21 protein-coding genes are annotated in these 26,953 nt (G+C 48.4%); 12 read left to right on the top strand and 9 right to left on the bottom strand.

Translation table 11 applies throughout. The annotated features are described in order from the left end of the window. Genes GA003_12155 through GA003_12145 form a run of 3 tightly spaced genes read left to right on the top strand, consistent with a single transcriptional unit; the run spans position 1 to position 5,187 of the window. The gene (locus GA003_12155; GenBank protein QXD26787.1) at positions 1-1,215 is read left to right on the top strand and encodes an efflux RND transporter periplasmic adaptor subunit; all 1,215 of its coding nucleotides are present in this window, start codon (positions 1-3) and stop codon (positions 1,213-1,215) included. Then, positions 1,212-4,490: an efflux RND transporter permease subunit gene (locus GA003_12150; GenBank protein QXD26786.1), complete on the top strand. Its 3,279-nt coding sequence runs from the start codon at positions 1,212-1,214 to the stop codon at positions 4,488-4,490. Before GA003_12155 ends, GA003_12150 begins: the two co-directional genes overlap by 4 nt. After that, entirely contained in the window at positions 4,483-5,187 is a 705-nt protein-coding gene (locus GA003_12145) for an SDR family NAD(P)-dependent oxidoreductase (GenBank protein ID QXD26785.1), read from the top strand. Before GA003_12150 ends, GA003_12145 begins: the two co-directional genes overlap by 8 nt. Before the next feature lie 69 nt (positions 5,188-5,256). Here the strand turns inward: GA003_12145 and GA003_12140 are convergent, their stop codons facing one another. Both GA003_12140 and GA003_12135 read right to left on the bottom strand, forming a co-directional pair. Continuing rightward, the gene (locus tag GA003_12140; GenBank protein ID QXD26784.1) at positions 5,257-5,976 is read right to left on the bottom strand and encodes a PEGA domain-containing protein; all 720 of its coding nucleotides are present in this window, start codon (positions 5,974-5,976) and stop codon (positions 5,257-5,259) included. 85 nt (positions 5,977-6,061) lie between these two features. Beyond that, positions 6,062-6,547, bottom strand: coding sequence for a cupin domain-containing protein (locus GA003_12135; protein QXD26783.1), 486 nt, complete (start codon positions 6,545-6,547; stop codon positions 6,062-6,064). 83 nt (positions 6,548-6,630) lie between these two features. Here GA003_12135 and GA003_12130 point away from each other — a divergent pair, with 83 nt between their 5' ends. After that, positions 6,631-7,341: a hypothetical protein gene (locus tag GA003_12130; protein ID QXD26782.1), complete on the top strand. Its 711-nt coding sequence runs from the start codon at positions 6,631-6,633 to the stop codon at positions 7,339-7,341. 117 nt (positions 7,342-7,458) lie between these two features. On the opposite strand, the gene GA003_12125 is transcribed toward GA003_12130, so the two are convergent. Then, positions 7,459-8,475 carry an SMP-30/gluconolactonase/LRE family protein gene (locus GA003_12125; protein ID QXD26781.1) on the bottom strand — a complete coding sequence of 339 codons (1,017 nt, stop codon included), beginning with the start codon at positions 8,473-8,475 and terminating at the stop codon, positions 7,459-7,461. Positions 8,476-8,602: 127 nt separating this feature from the next. Between GA003_12125 and nhaC the strand changes: the two genes are divergently transcribed. Further along, positions 8,603-10,027, top strand: a complete 1,425-nt coding sequence (gene nhaC / locus GA003_12120; GenBank protein ID QXD26780.1) for a Na+/H+ antiporter NhaC — start codon at positions 8,603-8,605, stop codon at positions 10,025-10,027. A gap of 80 nt (positions 10,028-10,107) precedes the next feature. Continuing rightward, positions 10,108-10,542 (top strand): universal stress protein, encoded by a 435-nt coding sequence (locus tag GA003_12115; GenBank protein ID QXD26779.1) that lies wholly within the window; start codon positions 10,108-10,110, stop codon positions 10,540-10,542. Here the strand turns inward: GA003_12115 and GA003_12110 are convergent. Next, positions 10,493-11,140 carry a hypothetical protein gene (locus GA003_12110; GenBank protein QXD26778.1) on the bottom strand — a complete coding sequence of 216 codons (648 nt, stop codon included), beginning with the start codon at positions 11,138-11,140 and terminating at the stop codon, positions 10,493-10,495. The two genes, GA003_12115 and GA003_12110, sit on opposite strands and share 50 nt — an antisense overlap. Here GA003_12110 and GA003_12105 point away from each other — a divergent pair. Continuing rightward, complete coding sequence (locus tag GA003_12105; GenBank protein QXD30424.1) at positions 11,080-11,316, top strand: hypothetical protein; 237 nt, start codon at positions 11,080-11,082, stop codon at positions 11,314-11,316. The genes GA003_12110 and GA003_12105 overlap by 61 nt on opposite strands. On the opposite strand, the gene GA003_12100 is transcribed toward GA003_12105, so the two are convergent. After that, complete coding sequence (locus GA003_12100) at positions 11,249-11,554, bottom strand: gamma-glutamyltransferase (protein QXD30423.1); 306 nt, start codon at positions 11,552-11,554, stop codon at positions 11,249-11,251. The two genes, GA003_12105 and GA003_12100, sit on opposite strands and share 68 nt — an antisense overlap. Positions 11,555-11,720: 166 nt before the next feature. Here GA003_12100 and GA003_12095 point away from each other — a divergent pair, with 166 nt between their 5' ends. Both GA003_12095 and GA003_12090 read left to right on the top strand, forming a co-directional pair. Continuing rightward, a complete protein-coding gene (locus tag GA003_12095; protein QXD26777.1) occupies positions 11,721-12,677 on the top strand; it encodes a hypothetical protein in 957 nt (318 codons plus the stop codon). A 187-nt stretch (positions 12,678-12,864) separates the two neighbouring features. Beyond that, on the top strand, positions 12,865-13,728 hold the full coding sequence (locus tag GA003_12090; GenBank protein QXD26776.1) for a hypothetical protein: 864 nt from the start codon (positions 12,865-12,867) through the stop codon (positions 13,726-13,728). Between the two features lie 39 nt (positions 13,729-13,767). Here GA003_12090 and GA003_12085 read toward each other — a convergent pair whose 3' ends face one another. Both GA003_12085 and GA003_12080 read right to left on the bottom strand, forming a co-directional pair. Continuing rightward, positions 13,768-15,261 carry a sulfatase-like hydrolase/transferase gene (locus GA003_12085; protein ID QXD26775.1) on the bottom strand — a complete coding sequence of 498 codons (1,494 nt, stop codon included), beginning with the start codon at positions 15,259-15,261 and terminating at the stop codon, positions 13,768-13,770. Between the two features lie 300 nt (positions 15,262-15,561). Further along, positions 15,562-17,523 (bottom strand): hypothetical protein, encoded by a 1,962-nt coding sequence (locus tag GA003_12080; protein QXD26774.1) that lies wholly within the window; start codon positions 17,521-17,523, stop codon positions 15,562-15,564. Between the two features lie 242 nt (positions 17,524-17,765). Here GA003_12080 and GA003_12075 point away from each other — a divergent pair, with 242 nt between their 5' ends. The 3 genes from GA003_12075 to GA003_12065 all read left to right on the top strand — a co-directional run bounded on the left by GA003_12075 (position 17,766) and on the right by GA003_12065 (position 24,765). Continuing rightward, positions 17,766-20,192: a DUF1592 domain-containing protein gene (locus GA003_12075; GenBank protein QXD26773.1), complete on the top strand. Its 2,427-nt coding sequence runs from the start codon at positions 17,766-17,768 to the stop codon at positions 20,190-20,192. Positions 20,193-20,464: 272 nt separating this feature from the next. Further along, the gene (locus tag GA003_12070; protein ID QXD26772.1) at positions 20,465-21,817 is read left to right on the top strand and encodes a DUF1552 domain-containing protein; all 1,353 of its coding nucleotides are present in this window, start codon (positions 20,465-20,467) and stop codon (positions 21,815-21,817) included. A gap of 317 nt (positions 21,818-22,134) precedes the next feature. Next, positions 22,135-24,765, top strand: coding sequence for a HEAT repeat domain-containing protein (locus GA003_12065; protein QXD26771.1), 2,631 nt, complete (start codon positions 22,135-22,137; stop codon positions 24,763-24,765). 677 nt (positions 24,766-25,442) lie between these two features. On the opposite strand, the gene GA003_12060 is transcribed toward GA003_12065, so the two are convergent. Together GA003_12060 and GA003_12055 are read right to left on the bottom strand one after the other, a co-directional pair. Further along, positions 25,443-25,757, bottom strand: coding sequence for a hypothetical protein (locus GA003_12060; GenBank protein QXD26770.1), 315 nt, complete (start codon positions 25,755-25,757; stop codon positions 25,443-25,445). Between the two features lie 69 nt (positions 25,758-25,826). Beyond that, complete coding sequence (locus GA003_12055; protein ID QXD26769.1) at positions 25,827-26,912, bottom strand: beta-lactamase family protein; 1,086 nt, start codon at positions 26,910-26,912, stop codon at positions 25,827-25,829. Between the last annotated feature and the right edge of the window lie 41 nt (positions 26,913-26,953).

Raw genomic sequence — 26,953 nt, 5'->3', positions numbered from 1 at the left:
ATGAATACTCGAAGTGATTTCAAAAAAGGTAACATCTTGCTCAAGGCTCTACTGCCGATTGTGTTTATACTCTTTGCGGTCATTTTTACGGTTGTGGTGCTCTTGCTGAAGAGTGAGCCGCCGCAAGCGGAGGTGGTTAAGATTTACCCACGCGTGGAGGTTCAGGCACTTAAGTCTGAGCCTTTGGTTCTGAAGGTGAATTCGCAGGGAACGGTTCAGCCTCGTACGGAAACCATTTTAACCACGGAAGTATCAGGTGTGATTGAACGGATATCACCCAAGCTTCTTCCCGGTAGTTTTTTCAAAGAGGGAGATGTACTTCTGGAGATTGAAAAAATCGAATACGAGGCTGCGATTGCAAATGCCCAAGGGCGTTTAGCTGCAGCGAAATTGGCCTATGCTCAGGAGGAGAACTTGAGTCAACAAGCACTGCTTGACTGGAAAGAAATGGGGCGTGGCGAACCCAATGATTTGGCCTTACGTAAACCGCAGTTGGAAAAAGCGCAGGCCGACAGGCTAGCTGCTGAGGCAGCATTAGAAGTAGCTCAACGCAACTTGTCTAAGACCACGGTGAGAGCACCCTATGACGGTCGAGTTCAGGCAAAAATGGTAGATGTTGGCCAGACTGTGAATGCGAGAATGACACAGCTGGTGCGTATATTCTCAGTGGATGTGGCCGAAGTCAGATTGCCCATTTCCACCAAGCAGGCAGGGTATATTGAAATTCCTGAACGCTATCGAGATGGAGAGTCTCAAACAGCAAAGCCTTCCGTCATTCTTTCAACTACCATGGGTGACAAAACGTGGACCTGGAAGGGCATTATTGATCGAGCAGAAGGAGTCATGGACGCCTCCACTCGGCAGCTGTTCCTGGTCGCCAAGGTGGATGATCCCTACGGTGTCAGCGATGAGCCTTCCAAGCCGCCATTGAAGGTAGGGCAGTTTGTGGCGGCAGAAATCCAAGGCAGGTCTTTAGGAGAAGGATTTGTGATTCCAAGGGCAGCGCTTAAGCCGGGAGATGTTGTTCATGTAATTGATGAGTTTGATCGATTGCAGGTTACTTCAATACAAGTCGCTCAAGCCGGTGTTGAAACGGTCTTTGTAACGGCAGGTCTCGAAGATGGCGACCGACTCTGTTTGACCCAACTGGGAATTGTTGTCGATGGAATGGATGTTGTTGTAGATACTACGAATACCTCGGAGGCAGCCAGATGATCGCCTGGTTTACACGCAACGGCGTTGCTGCCAATTTAACAATGCTCCTGATGGTAGTCGGGGGAGGTATTTCTCTCTTCTTTATGAAGAAGGAGCTATTCCCTCAGTTTTCATTAGATACGGTTGTGATTCGTGTTCCCTATCTGGGTGCTTCTCCTGCGGAAGTGGAAGAAGGAGTGGTTATCCGCATTGAAGAGGCACTTCAGGGGTTGGAGGGAATTAAAGAGCTGCAGTCCAATAGCGTAGAGAATTTTGGATCTGTGTCGGTCTTGGTTGAGAAAGGGTACGATATTCGTAAGCTCAAAGAGGATATTAAGACTCGCGTAGATGCCATCACCACCTTTCCGAATGAAACGGAACGGCCCATCATAGAAGAGTTTCTGATTCAGAAGGACACCATTTGGATCGGTATTTATGGGGACACTGATGAGCATACGCTTAAACGATTGGCTAAGCGAGTACGCGACGATTTGGTACAGCTCGATGGCGTGAGTCAGGTTTTTGTCCGTGGCATGCGTGATTATGAGATGTCCATAGAGGTATCCGAGCAGCAATTACGAGAGTATGGTCTGACATTTGACCACGTGATGCAGGTGGTTCGAGGGAACTCATTGGACCTGCCAGCCGGTCAGATTAAATCGAGCGGCGGTGAAATTTTACTTCGAACGAAGGAGCAGGCTTATCGGGGAAGTGAGTTTGAAGAGCTTGTCCTAATCAGTAGACCGGATGGTACCGATATACGGCTAGGAGATGTGGCTGAGATTGTGGATGGATTCGAAGACGTTAGTGTATCCACAGATTTTAATGGAAGGCCTGCGGCCCTGGTTCTTGTTAGGGAAGTTGGAAATGAAAACCCAATTCATATAAGTGAACAGGTTCAAAAGTATGTCGAAGAATCACGAGAGACTTGGCTGCCGGAGGGGATCAGCATGGAAGGGTGGGGAGACTCGTCTTTTTATTTAGAGGATCGCTTAAGCCTGCTTCTTGAGAACGGAGCGATTGGTTTCGTTCTGGTGTTACTTTCTCTTTCCCTATTTTTGCGTCCGTCTTTGGCTTTCTTTGTGTCTGCAGGAATTCCAGTCAGTTTCTTAGCTACATTTCTTGTCGGACCTACCTTTGGCCTAACCATCAATCTAATCTCCCTCTTTGCCTTTATCCTAGTGCTGGGTATCGTCGTTGATGACGCTATCGTGGTTGGCGAAAGTGTCTTTTCTGAATTTCAACAGAGTGGGCCGGGAGTGCAATCTGCCATCCGGGGAACACATCGAGTTTCTACACCGGTTACCTTTGCCGTTTTAACTACGATCGTTGCTTTTACGCCTGTACTATTTCTTCCAGGATTAATGGGAAAGTTTTTTGCATCCATTCCATTAGTCGTAATTCCGACCCTCTTGTTTTCGTTGGTTCAAAGTAAACTCGTGCTGCCTTATCACTTGTCGCTTTGCCATGTTGGAGATCGTCAGCACCGTGATCAGCTTAACTTCTTTTCCCGGTTTCAGCGTAATTTCTCTGACGGGCTGGAGCGGTTCATAAAAAATGTTTATGATCCTCTTGTTGAGAAAGTCCTAGTGTATCGTTATGCAACCCTAGGCGGATTTATAGCCATCCTGATTGTTAGTATCGGAATTGTCGCAGGTGGTTGGATACGCTTCGTTCAATTTCCCAATGTGCCAAGTGACTTTATCTTGGTTCAATTGATGATGCCCGAAGGTACTTCATCAGAGGAAACGGCACGAGCCATTCGGCGGATTGATGATTCCCTCAATGAAGTGTCGCGAGATGCGTTAGGTCGTGGAGAAATTGATCCTGTCCTTCATAAGAGTGTGTCGATTGGGTATTTTACTATGACGGGTGGTCCAAATCCTGAGAGTACCTCTGTTGGAAGTAATATAGGTTCAGTGATTGTGGAGCTGGCAAAAAGCGAAGTACGCGATTCAGATGCCTTTCAGGTGGTTGATGCGTGGCGTGATAAGGTAGGGCAAATTCCTGGTGCCAGGTTGCTCACCTTCCAGGCGAGTGCTTCCGGTCCCGTTGGGTTGCCTATTAATATTCGCTTAACAGGTTCTGATCTGGATCAAATGAAGGAAGCGTCCATGGCGATTCAGGAGCATCTTCGTCAATACGCTGGCTTGAAAGATATTCGGGATACTAATGGCGAAGGGAAACCAGAGTTGAAAATTCGGTTGAAGGATAACGCTAGAACATTGGGGCTTAATTCAGCGGATCTAGGTCGGCAAGTAAGGCAGGCATTTTATGGAGGGGAAGCTCAACGAATTCAGCGAGACCAGGACGACGTCCGGGTAATGGTGCGTTATCCTAAGAGTGAGCGTGGATCCATTGGTAACTTGGAGAATATGTACGTCCGAACGCCCACTGGAACCTCCGTTCCTATCTCTGAAGTTGCGGACATTGATTTTGGAATTGGTTATTCAAGTGTAACGAGAATTGACCGTAAGCGGGTCATCAATGTGCAGGCCGATGCGGATAAAGAAATTGCAAATCCTACCGACATCAATCGGGCGCTGTATCCAGTTCATCCCATACAAAAGCGATTTATGCAGTTGGCTGGCATGGAAATAGAGCCCTCCATTCTAGATGAAATCTTGGCCGATTATCCTGGCGTTGAGGCGTTAAAGGATGGAGAGGCAAAGGATTTTGAGGAGCTGATTCCTGTTCTAGTTGGCGGAATGATTTTTGTGGTAATCATCATCTACACGCTGCTTGCAATTCCCTTTAAGAGTTATGTGCAACCTATTCTCGTGATATCGGCGATTCCCTTTGGAGTGGCAGGGGCCATTTTTGGCCATCTGCTAAACTTTCAGAATTTGGGCACGTTTCAGGATCTGAACATGCTTTCAATGTTAGGTATTATCGCTCTGTCTGGAGTGGTTGTAAATGACTCGTTGGTCCTTGTAGATTATATCAACAAGCTTCGAGAGAAAGGAGTTCCTCTGATAAAAGCGGTACATCTGGGAGGTATTGCCAGGTTTCGCCCCATTATCCTAACCTCTTTGACGACTTTTGTCGGGTTAGTTCCGATTCTTTTGGAGCGTTCTTTACAGGCTCAATTCTTGATCCCCATGGCAACTTCACTTTCTTTCGGTGTCCTGTTTGCCACATTCATTACACTGCTATTGGTTCCAGCTCTATATTTGATTCTTGAAGACTTAAAACGATTCTTCCGCAAGTTCTTTGGATGGGTGTTTGGTATATATGCACCAAAGCTAACAACGACTACGTCGGAAAGTGACAGGCCAGATCGTAGCTATGAGTGATCGCAACATTGCTTTGGTAACGGGTGGCAATCGAGGTATTGGACTCCAGGTTGTGAAGGAACTGCTACATGCCGATTTCGAGGTAGTTTTAAGCTGCCGGAAAGTAGAACAGGGAAGGGAGGCTACTAGAGCATGGGGTTCTCTTTTGGAGCATCTCAACTTTTTGGAGCTCGATGTATCAGATAGTAACCGGGTTGTTCAAGCTGCGGAGCAGTTTGGTAAGCTTTTTGAGCGTCTTGATGTCTTGGTCAATAATGCCGGTATTCTGCTCGATGCTTCAGAATCCATTTTATCCGTTTCTCAGGAAGTGATTGAGCAAACGATCGATACAAATTCTCTGGGGCCTTTGAGAGTAACTAAGTCGTTCCTTCCGTACCTGAGGAAGAGCCAGGACGCTCGAGTAATAAATGTATCCAGCTTGGCGGGACAATTATCGAGTATGGGAAGTTGGGCACCGGCATACAGCATGTCTAAAACGACGCTCAATGCTGTCACTTGTTTGCTTTCGAATGAACTCTCATCTGAAGGAATTACGGTTAATTCAGTCAGCCCAGGTTGGATCAAGACGGAGATGGGAGGGGCGGATGCAACTGGAACTCTGGAAGAGGGGGCCGATACCATTCTTTGGTTGGCTACGGAAGCATCCCCGGATCTAACAGGACAGTTTCTTCGTGATCGCGAATCAACCGAATGGTAAAAGCAAAACGCCTGCCCGGCGAACCGGACAGACGTTTATAGAACCGCTTTGTGCTTTTAACTATAAAGTTTATTCATCTTCATTGTCGACGCGTGCGAGCTCAACTGTGGGAGGAAGTTTGCTCACTTCGCCCAGAATGATGGGGAGACGAACCCGAGTTTTAACCGCATGGTCTTTTCGCATACCGGGTTCAAAAACCCATTTGGAAATATCTTTTAAAAGGCGATCGTGGGCTCGGAGGTTAGTCGTTTCGAGAACTTCAATTTGTTCAGGAACGCCTTCCTTATTGATTACGAAATCCACCAAGAAGCGATGTGCATTCTTGCCAATCAGACGCTGCGTATTACTCAATCCTCGTTTGGTTTGGGTTGGAGGAATGTCGAGTTGGCTGTAGTTTACTTCTCGATCCCAGCTTAGAAGTTCACCTTCCAGCTTTTTCTCAGATTGAGCGACAACTTCGGTGGCTACTTCCAAGTCTTCGTAGCCTTCCATTCGAAGTGTGTAGTGTTTGGTGCCTTCCTTTAAGCCTTTTAAGCGTAAAGGTGTTTTGCCCATGAAAGTTCCTTTTTCAAAGACAGACGCTTGGTCTGGATTAGAAGTAATCATAACCCAGCCTTCTGGGTATATCATATCAACACGTGAAACTTCCGCATGTCGAACTACTACAGGTTCTGAATAGTCTTCCCAAGTTGCCCGAGTGAATTGAATGTCATATTCACCTTCCAAAACATCTGGGACTGTTGCTGTTTTTAAGCTTCCTAAAGGGCTACCAGTACATAGGGCGTCCACAAGGGGAGCTATGAAACCCCAATCCTTTTTACTAATTTTTGAACTCGACCCGGTAATTTAGAGGGCTTCAGCCTTGTTTGGAGGATTACTCCTCTCCATCGTAATACTCCGCCTCATGCATGAAACCAAGCTTACGTTGCGGTAAAATGAGGACTTTTCCTGTGTCCGGATATTCGGCTATCTCCACTTCTGTATTATTCGCGATGACGTAAAAGGTGAGATCTTCATCCGAGTCGTTCATTATCTGATGAGCTTGTCCGCTGGCACATTGCACGTGGTCACCGGCTTTGACTTCATGCCACTCATTGTTTTCATCTCTAAACTTACCCGTTCCGGATAGAAAAATGTAGTACTCCCAAGCGCATGCGTGGACGTGATAGGGATAGTTCTTTTTTCCTGGAGGTAGTGTGGTTAGTTCCACATCGAAAGGGGGACCACCTTCCCAGGGGCCAGTCGGATAAGATTCTCCGCCTCGCATCTCAACGGAGATGTGCTTCCGATTCATTTCAAATGCTCCTTTAGGGGAGGATCGATGCTCTTCCGGGACTTGTGACTCGTTGATTTTATCCATGTTTATCTTTACAATGAAAAATAATTGTTAGGGCAAACCGGGAAATGACTATCCGGTTTACAGGTCTTCATTGAATCTCCTAAATGAACGGCTTAAAGGTCTCATCTATGGATATTCACTGCAAACGCTGTAACGAACCCATTCCTTCTGAAAACGTTCATTTGGACAACCACATGGCCAAGTGCTCCAGTTGCGATGCGGTCTTTGATTTCCGTGATCAGGTCACGCGAGTGGAGGCTCACAAACGTTGGGTATTGGAAGCACCCAAAGGAATCGAGCTTCAGACAACCATGGACGGATTAGAAATCGTACGAAAATGGTTTTCTGGCAAGACGATCGGACTACTTATTTTCTGCCTCTTTTGGGATGGCTTTATGGTCGTATGGTTTGGCATCGCAATCTCGCAAAAACAATGGGCCATGGCGGCCTTTGGAACGATCCATGCATCGGTTGGAATTGGCCTCACTTATTTGTGTGTCGCTGGCTTCATCAACCGGACCTACATCAAAATATCTTTCAAGGACATAGCCATCAGTCATAGACCATTACCTTGGTTTGGAGGAAAGAGCATTGCACTGGGTGATATAATACAAATTTTCACCAAGGAAAAGATGCATCGAAACAAGAATGGTACTTCCTATACCTATGAAGTTCATTTTCAGGATCACGAAGGGAATGAAACTAAAATGGTATCCGGGCTCGGGAATCCAGATCAGGCTCTTTACATCGAGCAGGAGATTGAATCCACCATGGGAATCAAGGATGCTCCTGTCAGTGTTGAACTGCCCAGGTAGAAAGGCAAGGACTACAGTTGTCAGGTTTCGGAACCTTTAACAGTTAGACCTGACACCTGACCTCTGAAACCCGCTTGCCCCACGCAGCCTGCAAGCTGGCGAAGTTGGGAAACCTTTTTAAAACCCCAACCCTTGCACTTTCGTCTGAACACGAAGCAGATAAGTATCGGCTGTCATATATAGGATCGATCCATCCGAACCTCCAAATGCACAGTTACTGGTTTGCTCGCCGGTTAGGATATGGCCCAAGAGCGTTCCTTCAGGATTGATTATCATGATACCGCCCGGACCGGATGCCCAGAGATTCCCTTGCTTGTCGACTTTGAGGCCATCGGGATTTCCTTTTCTACCAGGTCCTTTTAATTCAGTGGCGTCGTAGAGGGTTTTGCCTTTGCCAACGGTGCCGTTCGATTTGATTGGAAAGGCTGTAATGGTCGGTTCGTCCGGGTGGGACTGTGCTACATAGAGCGTCTTTTCGTCAGGTGAAAGTGCTATGCCATTGGGGCGTTCGATTTCCTTTGTCAGGAGATCTACTTCACCAGATGGACGGAGCAGGTATACGCCACAGTAATCCATATCTCTGCGGGGATCTGTGAATCGATCAGGAAGCCCGTAAGGAGGATCGGTGAAGTAGTAATTTCCATTGGAGGCACGGGTAACATCATTGGGGCTATTGAAGCGTTTGCCGTTATAGTTATCAGCCAGGGTTTTCTTTCCACCGTTCTTTAGCATGACTGAAACGCGACGGTCACCATGTTCGCAGGAAATGAGCCGTCCTTCCGGATCAAACATCAATCCATTGCTGCCAGGTTCGCGCCCATAGTCGGTGACCCCAGTGTAACCTGATGGAGAGAACCACTTGCCAGCTCCTTCGCCCTCGACCCATTTGTAAACCGTGTTGCTGGGGATTTCGGAGAATACGAGAAACTGTCCCTCCTGATTCCAGGCTGGACCCTCTGTCCAAACGTATCCCGATGTGATCACCTGAATGGGCGCGTTGTGATCGAGCAATTTTGCCAGATCCGGATGATGTTGTTTGATCTGACCCAGAGCAGGGAAGTTCGTTGAATCCTGTGCACTCAGGCTAAGGGTAATGATCAGGCTGAGAAAAGTGATGAAGAAACGGGTCTGCATAATTGAATCTTGAGTTTTTATTGAACTAGAAGGGTAGAAAAAGATTTACCAATGGGTCAAAGCCTAAGCGCTGGTAAGGGCCGAGCCTCGACAATAGCTAGCTGACCCGCATGGTAGTCCATTAAGCATGTCTACTCCCGAAAGTAAAACTCCTTCACTTGGTCTTTCACTCGTTCCAGTTATCTCCATGATTGTGCTACTTTTTGTGGGCATCAAGGTGTTTGGAGCAGACCCTCATATTCCGCTCATTCTGGCCGCCGCGATTACGGCTATCATTGGTTATTCGATTGGAGTCCCATGGAAGAAATTACAGAATTCGATTGTTCATAGTATTTCGATCGCCATGCCGGCAGTTCTTATCTTGGTAGCCATCGGGATTTTGATCGGAACCTGGGTAGCCAGCGGCGTTGTTCCGCTGCTTATAGTTTATGGATTAAAGATACTCACTCCAGGGATCTTTCTGATCGCTACCTGTTTGATATGCAGCGTTGTTTCTTTTGCCACCGGCAGTTCCTGGTCAACGGCTGGAACAGCGGGTGTGGCTTTGATTGCGGTTGGGCAGGGCTTGCAGCTACCATTACCCATGGTGGCAGGAGCCATTGTATCGGGTGCCTATTTCGGGGACAAACTTTCGCCTCTTTCAGATACCACGAATCTGGCTCCGGCTGTTGCGGGTGCTGAGTTGTTTGAACATATCAAGCACATGCTGTTTACCACAGTTCCTAGTTTACTGATTTCTCTCATCCTTTATGGCCTTCTTGGGCTTCGCTTAAAAGAAGGATCTGCTAGCATGGAAGAAGTCGAAGCCCTCAGTACGTCCATGGCAGGATTGTTCAATTTTTCACCTCTATTGCTTTTGGCGCCCGCTGTTGTTTTGGCTCTTATTATCATGCGCGTTCCCGCTTTACCCGCGCTACTTGGAGGAGGATTTGCTGGAGCGCTTTTAGGTGTGTTGCTTCAAGGGGCTTCGATTAATGACATGATATCGGTTATGCAATCCGGCTATGCTTCGGAGACGGGAACAGCTCAAATCGACGAACTTCTTTCGCGGGGTGGTATTGAAAGCATGATGTGGACGGTGTCGTTGATTTTATGTGCCATGGCTTTTGGTGGAATGCTGGAAGGCACTGGGATGTTGGCTGCCATTTCGAATGCTGTCCTAAGGTTTGCTACAACTACTGGGCGCTTGGTTTCCTCAACGGTGGCAACCTGTATCGGTATGAACGTCCTGGCGCCGGATCAATATCTCTCTGTCATTGTCCCGGGGAGAATGTACAAGGATGCTTTTGAACAATCTGGCCTAGCGGCAAAGAACCTCTCTCGCTGTCTTGAAGATGCGGGTACGCTCACTTCGCCACTCATTCCCTGGAACACTTGTGGTGCTACGATGATGGCGGCATTGATGGTTAACCCGCTCGCCTATCTTCCTTTCGCATTTCTTAATCTAATAAATCCTGTTATCTCTATCATTTATGGATTTACTGGATGGACTATGGATAAGAAAAAAACGGAAGAAGCATCGGTGAAAAATCCAAGCTCAGATCTTGATTAGGATAAGGGTTATTAATCGCGGTAATAGCCTAGCTAATGACCCGGTAGATCGGTTGCGGCATTCGGTTAGCAGTGTACCTTATGGGTACCATCAAAACAATACTCGTAGCCGTTGACTTCTCAGATGTAACTAATACGGTTGTTGAGGCCGCATACGACCAAGCGACTGCTTCTCGTGGTGTAATGAAAATTATCCATGTTTGTTCGCCAGAGCCTGACTTTGTAGGTTACGGCTCAACACCGGTCTACAACGTGGATGTGTGTGAAAAAACAATGGTTCTTGAAACCAAAAAATTGGAAAAACTCGCCGAGCGAATTGAAGAACGGGGAGTGGAAGCCAGTACCTTGCTTTTAGAAGGTCCTATTGTTGATTCGCTGTTGAGCGAGATTGAAGAAAATGATTACGACATGATCGTAACAGGTTCCCATGGACATGGGGCACTCTTCAATCTGGTAGTTGGTAGTGTTACCAGCGCGCTGCTTCATCACGCCATAGTGCCCATTGCTTTTGGTTGATGAGGCCTTGGAGGGAAGCCAAAGCGGAATCTTCAACTGGCTTCTCCATTTTGTCGGGGTTCTTGTCATAAGCCTGTAGGACCTTTTCATACCATTGAGCATCATAAAGTGTCTGTCGGACTTGGGCTATACTTCCCATCAAAGACACTGGATAGATCCAGGAATCATTGGGGCGTTCCGTCCTGGATTGATTCCAGGTATCAAACCAAATGTGCTGCGATATTTGGCTTTTGATCGTGGCATCCTTGATGGATGAGCCATCCGCATGAACCAGGAGGCCTTGCCCACGGAAAATACCTCTTGCAGGGTAGGTAGCCACGGTTGTGAATCCGGCATCGTTCAAGCTTTCAGCATCTTTCGCATTAGGTTTAAAAACCTCGAAGGCATCTCGTTCTGGTGTTACTAAAGGATTCCAGGCATAGGCACCCTGAGTAGAAGGCGTTGGATTCATCCTTCTAGCGGGTCCTTCGGATCCACCCCCGGACTTGAAAGTCTTCAAGCCTTCCGGCATGCCGTATTGAGAGTATGCGTCAATAAATCCAGCATAGACTATCTTGTCCGTTAGATCCCATCTTCGGGCATCCTCTGGCACTTCCACATTGCTGCCAACGGCTTCGGCAGGCGATTCGGCATGGCGGCGACCATCAGCGGGCAGAATTTGATGATTTGGTGGGATTACCTGAATCGATGAATAATGATGAGCATGTCATTGATCTGAATGAGGCTTTGGACAAGTTGGCTTCTGAAGATCTCCTCCGATGCCATTGCTGTTAGGTCGCATAAGGCCCATGGCTGCATTGGCCGCGATAGCCGCGTCCACGGCGGTGCCACCCTTTTTCAAAATATCCAAGCCTATCTGTGTTGCGAGCGGTTGACTGGTGGCGACCATGCCATGCTGTGCGATCACTTCCGACCGGGTGGCAAAGAGCTCTCCGATTGTTCGATCTGCAGCTTTAAAAGCTGCGGGTAGTAGAACTAACAAGCTAATAATCGTAATCCTTACCATGGTCATTATCATGTATTCAGGCTCCAGATAGGCGATACAAAATTCCTTCTTTGAATCTTTACCCATCTGTTTGGAATAAATGGCACCGCAACGTTTCTTGTTCACACATGGATAGAGCGAAGTAGCTTGTTTAATCTCTTTTTATTAGTAGGGTGCAGCAAACGTCCTTCACATGAAGTTTGCTCAAATTGAAAAGATCTTGGCTATCATTTTCGCCTTTATTCTAACTAGCTTTGCCGCTGCCAATGGCGCCAATCAGGTAGTGGTAAATGCCGAAGCACTAGGTGAATATTTAACTGAACGTGCCCGCAATCTGGAGGAGAAGGTGCAGACCTATCTCTTCATGAAGGGTAAATATTATGGGGGAGGCATAGCGGATCCCAGCATGAGTGATGTGAGCTTTGAGGAGCTGGTCGAAGACTTGGCGGCAAATCTAAAGTATCAGCAATTCTTTCCAGAGAGTGAAGGCGATGAAGATCAAAGCGATTTACTTATTGTGGTCCATTACGGGGTGACGGGCGGTCGACCTGATTCGCTGACCGAGAGCATGGGCTACAACTCGATCGAGGAGATGAACGATCCCTTTGGAAATACTGGATACATTTGGGAAGATACAACGGATGTGGATCGATTGGACGGAAACCACTCCAACGAACTCTTTGATGAGCCAAACGACACGGGACCTGTATTCGATGTCCCGAATACCGTCGATCCGGGGGTAGAGTTTAACTACAACGCCAGTCTGTCTGTGGAGGAAGCGCACAACGCAGCCTCGTTCAAGAAAGCGCAGTTGCTGGGTATGGAGCAGGCATTTGAATTCCATGGGTCTCCCAGGCAGCAGTGGGAACTTAACACACTGATCAATCAGGAGCGGTATTTCGTGGTCCTCAATGTCTACGACTTTCAAAAACTCCGAAAAGGGGAAAAGGTTCTGCTTTGGCGGACGCGCTACAATATTCGCTCCACCGGGCAACCATTTGATGAAGCGATTCGGAGTATGAACCAGATTGCTGGTGACTATTTCGGCACCAATCAAAAGGAATTGGTTATGAAACGCGCTACCGACGATTCACGAGTCAAGGTGGGTGAGATTGAAGTTCTTGATGAACCTGAAGCAGGTCTGAATTAATTTAGATCAGTCCATACACAGCTAAATCTTGTATATGAATGGCCGTGGGATGTGATTCAATCAGAGCTTGAGAATAGGCCAGTTTTGTTTAGATTCCTTTTGAAAATTGTGGAGGGATCCTGAAGTCCTTGGTGTTGTCTCTCTTGTATGTAACCCTCTTTTACAAACCTCCGTTATTTTTATTATCATGTCCCTTAATATAAGAACTGCCTTCACTTATTTCCTGTTCCTATGCCTCGCCACCACCGGTTTGTTGGCCGTCAATCGCGTCTCTGTTCGAGCTGAAGCCTGGGATGAGTTCACCAAAGAGCGTGCTAGAGATCCGGATAAGAAAATCCTGACTTATAGGTTTTTGAAGGGTAATTATCACCCAGGGTCAGTATCAGATCCATCGATGGAAGATCTTTCCTTTAATGATATCGTCCAGGACGTCGCTCTAAACCTGGGCAAAAACAATTTTATCCCGGACCCTGACCCTGAGAATACGGATCTGCTTATCGTTGTTCACTGGGGAAGAACGCGACCAGCTGAGGATTCCCTGCAGGACCTGCACGGTTACACTTCACTCGATGATATGGGTGGCCTCACACCTGACAAAAGCATCGCATTTGATAATCCCAGTAATATCTCCTCCGAGTTGGAGTTTAACTACAACGCCTCGCTTTCTATTTCTGAGGCCAATGAAGGAAACGCTTACTACAAATCTCAACTACTTGGGATGGAAGAAGCTTTTGATTTGATTGGAAGTCGCTACGAGGAAGAGCAGCTAAAACGCATGATCGATGAGGAACGCTATTTCATTATCCTCATGGCCTATGATTATCAGAAGCTTAAGGAAGGTGAGACGGTTATGCTATGGAGAACACGGTACAGCATGCGAGCGTTAGGACAGTCATTTACCGCAGCCATTGGGCAGATGAATGAAGTAGCAGGCGATTATTACGGCCAAAACATGAAGGGCCTCATCACAAAACGCTTTAATGAAGAAGCGAATGTGAAGATAGGCGAGGTTGAAGTGATCGATAGCGAAGATCCGGATAGTGTGAATTAACCATCCCATTAGTGAGTTCTTCTCGCTTCCTCCTTCTCCTTAATAGTCAGCCGCTGTCAGGCTGTTGATTACCGAGTCCTGCCAGTTCTTCATTTGATCCTGTAAGCTAGCGGTGATGGCCGGTAATTCTTCTGCCAGATTGGTAGTCTCATAGGGATCTCTGACTACATCGAAGAGTTCAACTCCATTGTCCTTCTCTCCATCGATCACCAGTTTGTAGCGCTCATGAAGGAGAGTGCGGGATCCATTGTAATCGGTGTCCTTTATTTCTGAATGATGATAGTTACGGAAGGTGCGCGTGTATTTGCCGGCCATCATTTTTATGAGTGGGGTAGTGCCTTCCTGGAGCTTGGGATCAATGTAGGGTTTGTCGCTGTTGGCCTCTTCCGGGCCTGTGTCGAAATTCCAAAACATGATTGGTGACGGGCGTTCCTTCATTTCGCCGCTTAGCAGCGGAGTTAGGCTTACGCCATCTATAGGTCGATCGGGTAAGGGTTGGCCAACTAGCTCTGCCAGGGTAGGGAGTAGGTCACTGGTAACGGTATTCAGATCAGAACTACGAGGTTGGGATATCATGGCCGGCCACTCGAGTACGCCGGGTACGCGGACGCCACCTTCATAGACCGAGCCCTTGAGTGCTCGGAAAGGATTGGTTGCACCATTGCCGCTTGAAGGTACACCATTGTCGCCGCAATAAAATACGATGGTGTTGTCGCGTAGACCTTCATTCTCGAGGTGATCCCGAAGTTTGCCAATAGCCCGGTCCATGGCTGTTATCTCGGCATAACGCACTTGCAGCACATCGCGTAAAATCTGAGTCGACGATTGGCCCGTTTCGACGCTGGTTAGTTTGACCTTCTTTTTCGCGTATTTTTGCGGTAGGTCATCATACAATGCCAGGTCCTCTGGAAGCCCCATGTAGGGTTCATGTGGAGAACCAAACCATACCACGGCCATGAATGGTTGTTTCTTCTTTTGCGCATCCCCGATGAAGCGAATGGTTTCATCGATCACGATCTCCGAGCTTTCTCCCGGATACTTCTTAGGCTTTCCACCGTTGCGAACCAAGACTGGATCCAGTTCGAAAAAATTGTCGTGCGACAACCACTCATCGAATCCCATCGCTCCGGGACTCGTGGGGGACGCTTTCTTTACTGGTCCCACGTGCCACTTCCCAAAATGTCCGGTCCGATACCCGGCTTGTTTCATGAGATGGCCAATGGTGATCTCCTCCGGTCTCATCGACCAGTTTGGGCTAAAGGTACCATAACGATTCGGATGACGCCCGGTTAAGAAACTGCCACGTGTCGGTGAACAGGAAGGGTGTCCTGAGTAAAACCGATCCAGACGTAGCCCCGTTGCTGCCATTTCATCCAGAACCGGAGTTTTCAAATGTGGATGCCCATTATAAGCTACCTCATCCCAGCCGTGATCATCACCCATCATTAGGATGATATTGGGCGCTTCAGCCTGGGACCAGGATGCAACAAATAGAAAACAAAGGAACAATAGGGTAGATCGAATAGAATTCATTGGCCCCAGTGTGGAAAGAGCGTGAAGACAGATCAACCAGCAAATACCTGGGAACGCCAATCAACAGCTTTGCAACTCTTACGTCGAAACTGCGCTTGGCTTGTAGATGTGTCTTCGCTTTGCTCATCGGTAACGCCGCGATCGCTCGTTGCAGGGCAATCTCAGTAGAATCCCATTTAATACGTAGGGCTCGATGCTTGCATCGATGCCTTTTTATTCGTTTCCGGATCTCATCGAGGCTGAGTTGCTATCAACTAGTCCTACAAAATTTCTAATAACCTATACGGTAATTACTACTCCTTACTTCGGCAGGTCCAGCGCCGGATTTTTATCAAAAAAGTCAAACGGACGAATCTCAAACGAGTGCCAGGCAACCGGCATGACCGGCCAATCTTCGGAGCGGACGACATGATGCATGCCAACGGTATACCAGGCCACAATATCGGTGTTGGCTATCGCACGGTCGTCCATAGTCCACATAGAAAGGCCCATCCCTGGAGTGCTCAGGGTAGGGAACTCACCTGCGGCGTACAATTCGTCCTGTTCATAGGGTGTTACCCACAAATGATGATTGATAAAGCCTGCTCGTTTCCGGGGGGAATCGTCTTCACTAATCAAAGCTGCACCGGTCATACCCGGTTTGATGCGATAACTGGTAGGGTGTCCCACCTTGTTTTCGCGTGTGGCACTCATGAAGCGCCACATGGCTGGCTTCTCCAGATTGATATTCATCTTGGCTTGCGATTCCGTTTGGGCGATGTGGGATTGAGCGGTCCACACACTGCGTCGAGAATGATCATCCGGCAGGCGTTGGATTCTCAGTTTGTCAACGGAAAGGCTGTTGTCCGTACCGTCCACGTCCAGATCGAGCCGGAAATTAAAGTAATGATCGTGATTCACCCCAACCACCCGTTCATCAATTATGCGACCGTAGGCATCGGGATCTCCATTGATCGATTCATGAACTGTCTTCTCAGCCACTTGCTTAACAGCTACCATCCCAGTAGCCCCCACCTTTACAACGATTGAACCATCCTGCTGGAAGACCCAATCAAAGATATAGTCGTAGTTTGCCAACACCGCTGCAGTTCGGACAACCAAGTCTCTTTTGACTCGTCCAACCGGACCCCCTTCTTCAGGGCCTTTATAATGTCGCCAGGAAGGATCTCCCGGTTCGCGTTCGAAGATACCAATCATCCGGTTGTGTAACTGGGGACGTCCCTGATTGTCCGCAAATGTGGCGTCCATGTAATGGGTGTGAGGCGGGCAGTCGACATCGGCAATCATAGGCTTTACGAGCCCCGAGTCTGTGTATTCGCCGGAGTCGATATAGTTCTTGTTATACCATCCTATCGCGGGATCCATGTAAGGAACAAAGATCTCGGACAAACTCCCCTGATACATGACCTTTCGCATATCATCCCCGTCTTGGTAAGTGACATCGGATAGGATCATACCCAGGCGTACATCGGGCCTTACGTGAAATCTCCAGTTCTGCCATTCGATAATGTGACCATCGATTTTAAATCCAGGCCCAAGCGGTTGCTGAATAAAGATTGGCCCCGGAACTTCCCTGGCCTTACCGATGCTGCCTCGGTCATAATCCATGGATATATCGGGTGTCGGTACCGCTCCCTCGTCATCCACGCGAAGTATCTCTTCAGAATTTAAATCAACCACTGCGACCAGACCATCGATCTCACGATGCCAGCCAGTACGTTCCCCGCGATATTCAAAAAACACAGCGTGACCAATACGGCGACCTTCCTCCTCCTTAATGCCCATGGGCCCCAAGGGCAGGGTCGACGAGCTGATGAAAGTTAAGTCGCTGTATCCCCGTCTTTCCAGGGCGGCAACAACTTCTGGGTGTTCCATCAGTTTATCCTCCATCGAACCGTAGTCCGACCCATTCCACATGGGTTGGATACGTTCCAATAAAGTCCATTCGGTAACGGCTGCCTTATTAAGATCAACAATGGCTCTATAGGTTTTCTCCTCTTTGCGTACGATGACCATGGCTGATCGAGGAATCGATTTGCCAGGTTTCCACTTCAATACAACGTCCTTTTTCGGTTCCAGCAAATTGATCGAGGATAGGATGGTATCTTTGTCATAGTGTCCCGCTTCATGGAGCGATTTTGATACGGTCCAATACTCCTCCCAGCGAAGTGGGTCCAGCGGATGCTGGGCTTTTTGCGCATACGCCGATGCAGATAGAATTAACAACAGCGTTGTGAGAGAATGACGTACCCAATGGTTCATGACGATATGTATGGAAAGAATTGATCTTAAAAGAATCAGAAAAAGACCTGCCTGAAAACCAGAGAATGAAAGAAGTGCGGGTTATTTGCATTTCCCTCGAGGGTGCCATTTACGAATGCCTGAACCTCTGAGGTGGAAAAATCATTTGTTTTCCAATCCCGCCAATTCTGGGTATTCTTCATTGACCCAAGCGCTGAAACGTAGAGAAGTGAAGGGGTATTTACCCAAAGTCTACCCGACTGATGAAAGTTATATCCCTAAGTTGTCTTATTTCCCTTACTGCAGTTGCATTGTTGGAGGCACGTACGATTACCTATGAAAAGGAAGTGGCTCCTTTATTGACCAAGTACTGTGTGGATTGCCACGGACCGGACAAACAGAAGAACGATGTGCGGGTGGATAACCTGGACCTGGATTTTGTAGGCGGTCGCGATCGGGAAACCTGGCACGATATTCTGGATCTGCTCCACCTCGGAGATATGCCGCCTGAGGATGAGGCTCAACCGAGTGATGAGGAACGTCGAACGCTAGTTGACTGGATTACGGAAGAAATGACCGAAGCTTCCGAGATTCGTCGTTCTACCAATGGGCTCGGTGTGCTTCGTAGAATGACACGTTATGAATACAACAACACCATGTCCGACCTGCTCGGGGTAGAGTTGGATTACGCGACCAACCTCCCGCCGGAAACCGCCAGTCACGATGGCTTTCAAAATAACGGTTCCGTTATGGGCATGTCGTCGATGCAACTGGAGTATTACCTCAAGGCCGCCCAATATGGTCTGAGTGTTGCCCTGGTCGATGGCGAGCAACCCAAACGTTACGAAGCTTTCACTACGACCAATGCGCCCCGCCGTGCCGATCGACCTGATCCGGTAGTTAATACCAGCAACATTCAGCCGGGTAACAGCTTCTGGCTGCGCATGATGGATTACCCGACCACAGGACCTGTGACGGTTAAGGTAAAGGCCCACGCGGTGATTCCTGAGGGGAAAGGTCCTCCGAGGATGCGTGTCCGGGTAGGTCTGCGGCCGGACACTTATGTGACAGGTGGTTCAGTCGGGGAGGACATCGACATCTGGGATACAGCCGAGGAACCAGGACTCTACACGTTCCATGGCCGGCTCGAACATTATCCCATGCTGAGCGTGACTCCCAACTTTCCAGGCTTCCTGGTGAATGTGCATAACATCTACGACGATGGCGGTGAAGCCATGGACATCTTTCGCCTGCGTATCAATGAGCAGTATCGAGAATTGAACGATCCTGATCCTGAACAACCCTGGTTGGTCGTTGAGTCCGTCAGTTTGGTCGTGAACGAATTTGATAGTTGGCCACCCAAGCATCACACCGACATTTTGTATAAAGGGCTCGAGGTTCCAAAGAACGAAACCGCCTACGCGAAGGAAGTGCTGAAGCGTTTTATGACCCGGGCCTATCGTCGACCTCCAACCAAAGGTGAAGTGAACGACATTCTGTCTTTCTACAAAGAAGTGCGTCCTGTGTATCCAATTTTCATTGACGCTATGCGACAGGCATTGTCCATGGTGCTCATCTCGCCTCAGTTTATTTATCTGGTCGAGCCTCTTGAGGAAGGAGAGGGGAGTAGGAAGTTGGATGGTTATGAAGTAGCTTCACGTCTTTCTTATTTCTTGTGGAGTTCGATGCCTGACGATGAGCTTCTATCGTTGGCCAAAAATAAAAAGATCCTTCGTGCCTCGGTATTGAGGAAGCAGGTACAGCGCATGTTAGGAGCTCCTCAGGCCAAACGCTTCATTGAGCAGTTTACCGATCAATGGTTGGATCTGCAGGCCTTGGAACGGGTGGCGGTGAATCCGCAGTTTTACCCCGACTTCAATGAGCGAGTGGTGCCAGCTATGCGGAAAGAATCGCAGGCCTTCTTTTCCGAGATTCTCTACAATGATCTCTCGGCACTTAACTTCCTTGATTCTGACTTTACCATGCTCAACGAGATCCTGGCTAACCACTATGGCATCGAGGGCGTTACGGGGAATGCTATGATTCGGGTACCTTTGCTTCCCGAGCATCGTCGCGGTGGTTTAATTACTCAGGCGAGTATGTTGGTCGGCAATTCCACCGGTGAGGATTCGCATCCGATTGATCGAGCGGTGTGGATCTTGGAACGTTTACTCGATGATCCTCCTTCTCCACCGCCAGCCAATGTGCCATCGCTGGATCCTGAGACTCCGGGATTCGCTCAGATGACATTGAAGGAGCAATTGGAGATTCACCGTTTAGATCCTGCCTGCGGTGATTGCCATAAAAACATTGATCCCTGGGGTATCCCGCTGGAGAATTTTGATGCTGTGGGGCTCTTCCGTTCAGAAGCCATTCGCTTGGTGGCTGAGAAGAAGGGGCAAACGCGTGACAAGAAAGAGTTAGCTGCCGTTGAAGCCTCGGATGTGATGCCGGACGGACATGAAATTCAAGGTCCTGAAGCTTTAAAGGCCTATCTTTTATCTGAGAAAGAAGACCAATTTGCAGAGGCTCTCGTGCGGAAATTAACCACCTACGCCCTCGGCAGGTCGCTTGAATTTACGGATCGCGAGCAAATTGATCACCTGACAAAAGACTTTAAAAAGGATGACTATCGGCTGGACGACTTGATCGATTCGATAGTAACGTCCAAGTTGTTTCTTACCCGCTAACCTCTATTGTCTCAATCACCGTCGAATGGACAGAATATTTAAATTTAGAAATTGGATCGTATGAATCTTTCTAGAAATAAGGTTAGTTCGTTAGCAATACTTGGCTGTTCTCGAGAGTCCATTCGAAGGTTAAAAGCGACATGCGCGATTAGCTGCGTTCCAAACGACATCTTGTTTGGTCACGTAGGAATCTACGCTCCCTCACAAGACTGTCGTTTGCGCCTTGCTACTCATCACATCTCAATTTTTAGAAACAATAGCTAATAAAAGACATGAAACCCAAATCCTGGCATATGAATCGCCGTACCTTCCTGCGTAGTGCAACGGGTGTGGCCATGAGTTTACCCTTTCTCGATTGCATGCGTGGAAGCGCTTTGGCATCGACCGCAAAGAGCACCCTACCAAAACGCTTGTGCACTATTTTCTTTCCTTATGGAGCGAGTGTTCCGGCTAACGATCACGAAGATCGCGATTGGGGTTGGTTTCCAGTGATCGAAGGAGACAGTTTCCGCTGCACCAAGGTGATGGAAGCGTTAAACCCGCTTCGCGAACACATTTCTGTTATTGGTGGTCTATCTCACCCAGCGGGTCGCGATATCGGTGGACACGATACCGGAGACATCTTTTTGACCGGCGCCAGCTTTGGTGGAGCGAATTTCAAAAACACGGTTTCCATGGATCAGCTGGCGGCTGAGAAGCATGGAGACCTGACTCGCTTTTCTTCTCTAGTGCTTTCCAGTGATGGAGGTATCGGAATGCCCACTCGTTCCAAGACCTTATCGTTTTCTCAGTCCGGTCAGCCGATTCCAGGGCTGGATAAACCTCAGCAGATTTTTGATCGCCTTTTTGGAGACGGAACGGACACGGTTGAAGAAAATCGCCGACGCTTGGGAACCGAAGCCAGCATGCTCGATCAGGTCATGGATCAGTCTCAGAGCCTGAGAAAGAAATTGGGTAAACAAGACCGGGAAAAATACGACGAGTATTTAACCTCCGTCCGCGATATTGAGCAGCGTGTGGCTCGTAGCCAGGAATGGTTGGATATTCCCAAGCCCAAAGTCCAAGAGGGGAGTGTGGATCTAGATGTTTCTACCGATGCACCGATCGAATATATCGATACGATGTACGATCTCATGTATCTGGCTTTCCAGACCGACTCGACCCGGATTGCTACTTACATGCTGAGTGCTATGAACGGCAACGTCTCCAATCAATTTTCAAAAGCCCTCGGTCTAGGCTCTCAACACGAGCTGGCTCACGGAGCTGGTAAACCCGGTGGATTCCCGCGTCAAGGTGAGTGGAATAAATGCCTGATCGATGGTCTGGCCCGATTCCTTGGCAAGATGGCTCATACACCAGAAGGAGAAGGCTGCATGTTGGACAACACCATGGTTCTCATGGGCACGTCCAACAGCCGCACCCACAACAATCACAATTACCCACTCGTTTTTGCGGGCGGATCCAATATGGGCTTCAAACACGATCAGTATCACATCTTCAACGAAGGCGATGACGATAAAGACAAACCCATGTCGAACCTCCTCTTCACCATGCTCAACCGCATGGATGTAACCGATAGAGGCTTCAACGACAGCACCGGGGACTTGTCGGAGCTTTACGGATAACCGTTCGTCCTCCTACTTCTCCTCGTCCTCTTACTTCCCGGATTTTCAGTAATCGGCAAGCAGTGATCTGTAATCAGTTTCCCAGAACAGCGATAAGGTAAACTGCGTCTTTGGCGGGGTGCCCTTTCTCGGTAGTAGTTCTCTCCTCACGTTGTTGTACGCATCTGCTCACTGCTCACTGATTACTGCTTGCCCTGCGAAGCCTTGGCGAAGTAGCGACCACTGCGTGCCCTTCGAAGCTTTGGCGAAGTAGGGATCACTGCTAGTCCCATCTCCACCATTGCACTCACCGTTTCTACCCCTTTGAGTTCTTTCCTATGAACAAGCTAATTCTCCCCTTGTTGGCCTTCGCGTCTTTACTCAGTTCCACATCCGCCGTTCAGGCCTATGTATCCCAAGGGCATTATTGCCGATTGGATTCACATGAACATGGCGATATCAGCACGATTCGTCACTACGCTCCCAGCAGAGAAATCGATGTCCTGCATTTGAAATTGAATGTGACTCCTCACTTCGACGAGCGCACGGTGAGTGGAACGGTACGGATCAACTTTTCTCCCATTGCTAAGCCGTTGGAAGAACTGAGTCTCGATGCGGTGGACCTTTATATCGATTCCGTCAAATCCAGCGCCTCGATTGAGGATCATCAAAACACCGGTGAGAAGTTAATCATCACGTTTAAGAAACCTATTCCAGCTGGAAAGGAAAGTTATGTGGAAGTGAGCTATTCGGCAGAGCCAGAAATTGGGCTCTACTTCCGTACCGAGGAGATGGGGTACAAAGAGGGCGAAGATCATATCTGGACACAGGGTGAGATGCACGAGCATCGTCACTGGTTCCCCTGTTACGATTATCCCAATGAGCAATTCACTTCCGAAGTCATCGCCCACGTGCCTGAAGGCATGGTGGCACTCTCCAGTGGTGTAAAAGTATCCGAGGAAAAAAACTCCAGAACAGGTCTGGTCGCGTGGCATTGGAAACAGAATCAACCGCACGTCAATTACCTCATCACGCTCTGTGCCGGTTACTTTGAAAAGATCGAGGATACCTACCGCGATATACCCATGGCCTTTTGGACGCCGCCGGGACGTATCCAGCACGCCGAGATCTATTTTGATGGAACGAAGAGGATGATGAAGTTTTTCGAAGACTACATCGGAGTTGAGTACCCGTGGGACAAATACGATCAGGTCGTGGTCGAAGATTTCAACTGGGGAGGCATGGAGAATGTTAGCCAATCCACGATGACTACGCGTGCGATTCAGGATGCAGAAACGCGCAAGATCCGTTCCGCTGAAGGTTTAGTCGCTCACGAGCTGGCACACCAATGGTTTGGTGATTTGATTACTTGTAAGGACTGGAGCCATATCTGGCTCAATGAAGGGTTTGCTACCTACTATGATGCTTTGTATCATGAGCACGAATACGGCCGTGATCGCTTCTTGTGGGAGATGCGAGGTAATGCCAGCTCGGTGCTCCGTCAGAAGAATGATATCAAACCCATGGTCTACAAAGAATACGAAGATGCGGTAGAGCAGTTTGATTACCGGGCCTATCCCAAAGGCAGTTGGATTCTCCACATGCTGCGTAGCCAATTGGGTGATGAGCTTTATCGCAAGGTAGTGAAAACTTATCTCGATCGTTTTTCCTTCGACGTAGCCCGCACTGAGGACTTGATGGGGATCATTGAAGAGTTGTCCGGCCGTGACTGGGATCAATTTTTCGATCAATATGTCTTTCACGCCCAACAGCCAAATCTGTCAGTGGGCTACAACTGGGACGCGAAGACCAAGCTGGCCAAGATCAGTGTGGAGCAGAAACAGAAGCTATCGGATTCGGTGCTTACATTTTCTGTGCCTTTGAAGGTCCGTTTCATTTCCGGAAATACGGTTAAGACCGAGACGCTTCAGGTTTCTCAAACCAAAGAAGACTTCTATGTGCCGCTCTCCAAGAAACCGGAGATCATTCGCGTCGATCCCGACTTCGAACTCCTGGTCAGGCTGGACGTGAAAACACCCCGCCCGATGTTGCTTGCTCAGTTGGAGAACGAGGACGACATGATGGGCCGTGTGGTAGCCATCGAGTCTCTGCAGAAGAATGCGGACAAGAAGGTCATCGAAGCGATTGATGAGGTCTTAAATGGAGACTCCTTCTGGGGAGTCCGCACGGTCGCGGCCGATGCGCTTAAAGAAATCGGAACGGCAGAAGCGCGGGAAACTTTATTGGCTTCTTTAGATCAGGAAGATGCACGAGCTCGTGATGCGGTGGTGGAAGCTCTGGGAGCCTATTTTCACGAGAGTGTGCCATCTCAATTAACCGCTTTATTGGCCAACGAACCCAATGCCTTGATTGCCAGCTCTGCGATCGGTGGCCTGGCACCTTATTACTCTGATGAGGTCGAGAGTGCTTTGCTCCGGGAGCTAGGAACGGACTCGCTGTTTCAATACCGGTCGGTCGCTGCCATGCGTGCGATGCAGAAGCAAAGAGATCCTGCTTATATCGAGCCCATCATGGCTCGTCTTCAAAGCGATGGGGACAAATATGAGAGCCGCGAATTTGGTGGCGGATTGGCTACTCTTGCGACTCTGGCATCTGAGGAAGATAATAAAGAAGACGTTCGCTCCTTTATTGTGAACCACCTGAGCAATCCCAAGGACCGCATTATGATTGGGGCAGTGAATGCCTTAGCGATTTTAAATGATCCCAAAGCCATTGCAGCCCTGGAAGCCGTCCAGGGAGGCAAGCCTGGCAGTGATAAACGCAAAGCCGTGCAAAAAGCGCTCACCTCGCTCAAGAGCAGCGATAAGCAAGACGCTAACATCAAGTCTCTCCGTGAAGATTTTCTCAAAATCCAGGAATCAAACGAAAAAATGCAGCAGGAATTCGAGGAAATGAAGAAACGCCTCGACGCCCAGGACGAAGCCGAAGACGAGGAAGCAGCAGAGTAGCACAGGCATCTTGCCTGTGTATGGATCGACCAAGCTACTTCCGCCTAATGGTTAGGAAGGGAAGTTCTAGCAACGACGTGTTTCATTAAACCGCTAATTGACGCTTATTCGCGCAAAAATGTAGCCACGGTGGATACACCGTTGACCGAGACTTGAGTTCTTTTAAGGGCAAAAATAGGGGGGCAAAAAAGCTGATTCTCCGCTGCCTGTGTTCTGTTGAAGAATTGATTTTAAACAGGAGATAACGGAGGTAACGGAGAGGCTGGCAACGACGTTTATTTCTAACCGCTAATATGCTCTAAATTGTAGCCACTGTGGTGACACCGTGGAATTTATACAATCGCCTGTTTCTTTTCCTGACACCGCCGAGCCAGAAACAGCGCATGTAGTACTGATGCTATTCGTATTATCTGAATCCAATGATTGCTTTGGATTGGGAGCTTCACTGTAATGCTTCCGATTCTGGCCTCTAATCTTCTCTGTTAATATCCGACCCGTTCTCCTATGCGTATATTCGCCTTCTTGTTGTTGAGTCTCTTTTTCGTGTACCAAAGTCAGGCCGCAGATTGGTCCCAGTTTCGTGGTCCTAATGGCAGTGGGGTAGGCAAAGATGGAACTCCACCCTTGGCGTTTATTCAGGATTCCAATCTAAAATGGAAGACGGCTTTGGCTGCAGGTCATTCGTCCTCATTAGATTCGGTCTGCTCAAGAGATATTGGGATGTAGCTTACTCTTGCTCGGAAAGCCTCCATCGTAGCTTTGGACTTTTCTACATTCACGATTGCTGTCCGAACATCCGCTTCCAGCTGATCCGCATAAACCTCAAACTCTACCTGAGCCTTCCGGTCTTCATTCCAGTTGTTCAGCTCAAGCGCAAGCATGATACCGATGATGATGAGGGCGATTTCACCGATGGCGTAACCCAGATAGCGGATGAGTTTACCTTCGTTGAAGAGTTTTTGGCGGATGGAGCGGAAAGGGGACTGGGACATGGATTGAGGAAAAGAAAAGTATGAGATTAAGTAGGAGGACGAGGATGGTTTATTTCGGCGCGGCAGCCATCAAGCGTTTCCAGAATTGGTTATTGAAGTCGCCACTGGGGGGTTGGTGCCGAGGCGAGTGACAACGAGGTTCATGGAGGGGACGACATAGAGTTTTCTTTGCAGGGCACCTTGGGCGGCAAATAGATCTGCAGGGGCTTCTTTGATGAGTGGTCCCTTTCGTGGCTTGAGGCCGGCACCTCCATTTACGATGGATTGTCCGTTGAGCCACCAGAGGTATCCATAGGATGGATTCATTTTCTGAGATGGGTGTGTGGTATCGTGTAGGAATTGTTTGTCTGCTATGATGTTTTTTCCATCCCAAATACCGTTGTTCAATACCATCATGCCTACACGAGCCAGGTCTCGGGTGGTCGTGGCCAATCCGAAAATATTGCTATTCTTAATATTAGCGTGTTCCTGGCCCTCGCGAAAGATCCATTCGGAGTCAGTCATGCTCAGTGGATCGAACAGCCATGCTTTTACCATTTCTTTGGCTTTCATTCCGGATGCAGCTGACGCCACGTGCATACAATGCGAATAGGCGGTTGTATTGTAGCGCCAACGAGTTCCTGCTGGAGCTTCAAAGGTGAGATCGTCCTTTAGGCCAGAGCTCATGGAAATCAAATGACGGACAGTTATCTTGGATTCTTGTGCTTGAGTGGCACGTGACCAGCCCACGCCCAGGTGTTTATGTAACGGGTCCTCTAGTGTTAGTAGTCCTTTTTCTTGGGCAATACCCACGATGAGTACTGCAATCGATTTTTGGGCTGATGCTACATCTTCAATGGTGCTCCCGTATGCCGCTTTACCGTGAAGGCGTCTGGAGAATTTTCCCCCATCTGTATCGTACATCTCCGATGGATAGTATTTCTCAACCAGGATTTTTCCATTCTGAAGTATGAGCAGGCCTGAGGACTTTTGCTCTCCAATGGCTTTTACCAATTGGTTGAGCTTTGCTTTATTCCATCCAGCTTCTGCAGGATCTATGGTTTCCCATTCGCCCGATTCGGGAGGCAAGTAAGGGATTTCTTTTGCACTACAGATCGAACTTAGGGTCAAAACGCTAATGAAAGTGATAGTCTTGGAGAAGGGATATGTTTTCATTAGTGCTAGAGGGTTTTACTCTGCCGATGCTGTGCTAAACA

Source organism: Opitutia bacterium ISCC 52, from assembly GCA_014529675.2.
GTDB lineage: Bacteria > Verrucomicrobiota > Verrucomicrobiia > Opitutales > UBA2995 > UBA2995.
This window is presented reverse-complemented; position numbering and strand designations above follow the sequence as displayed.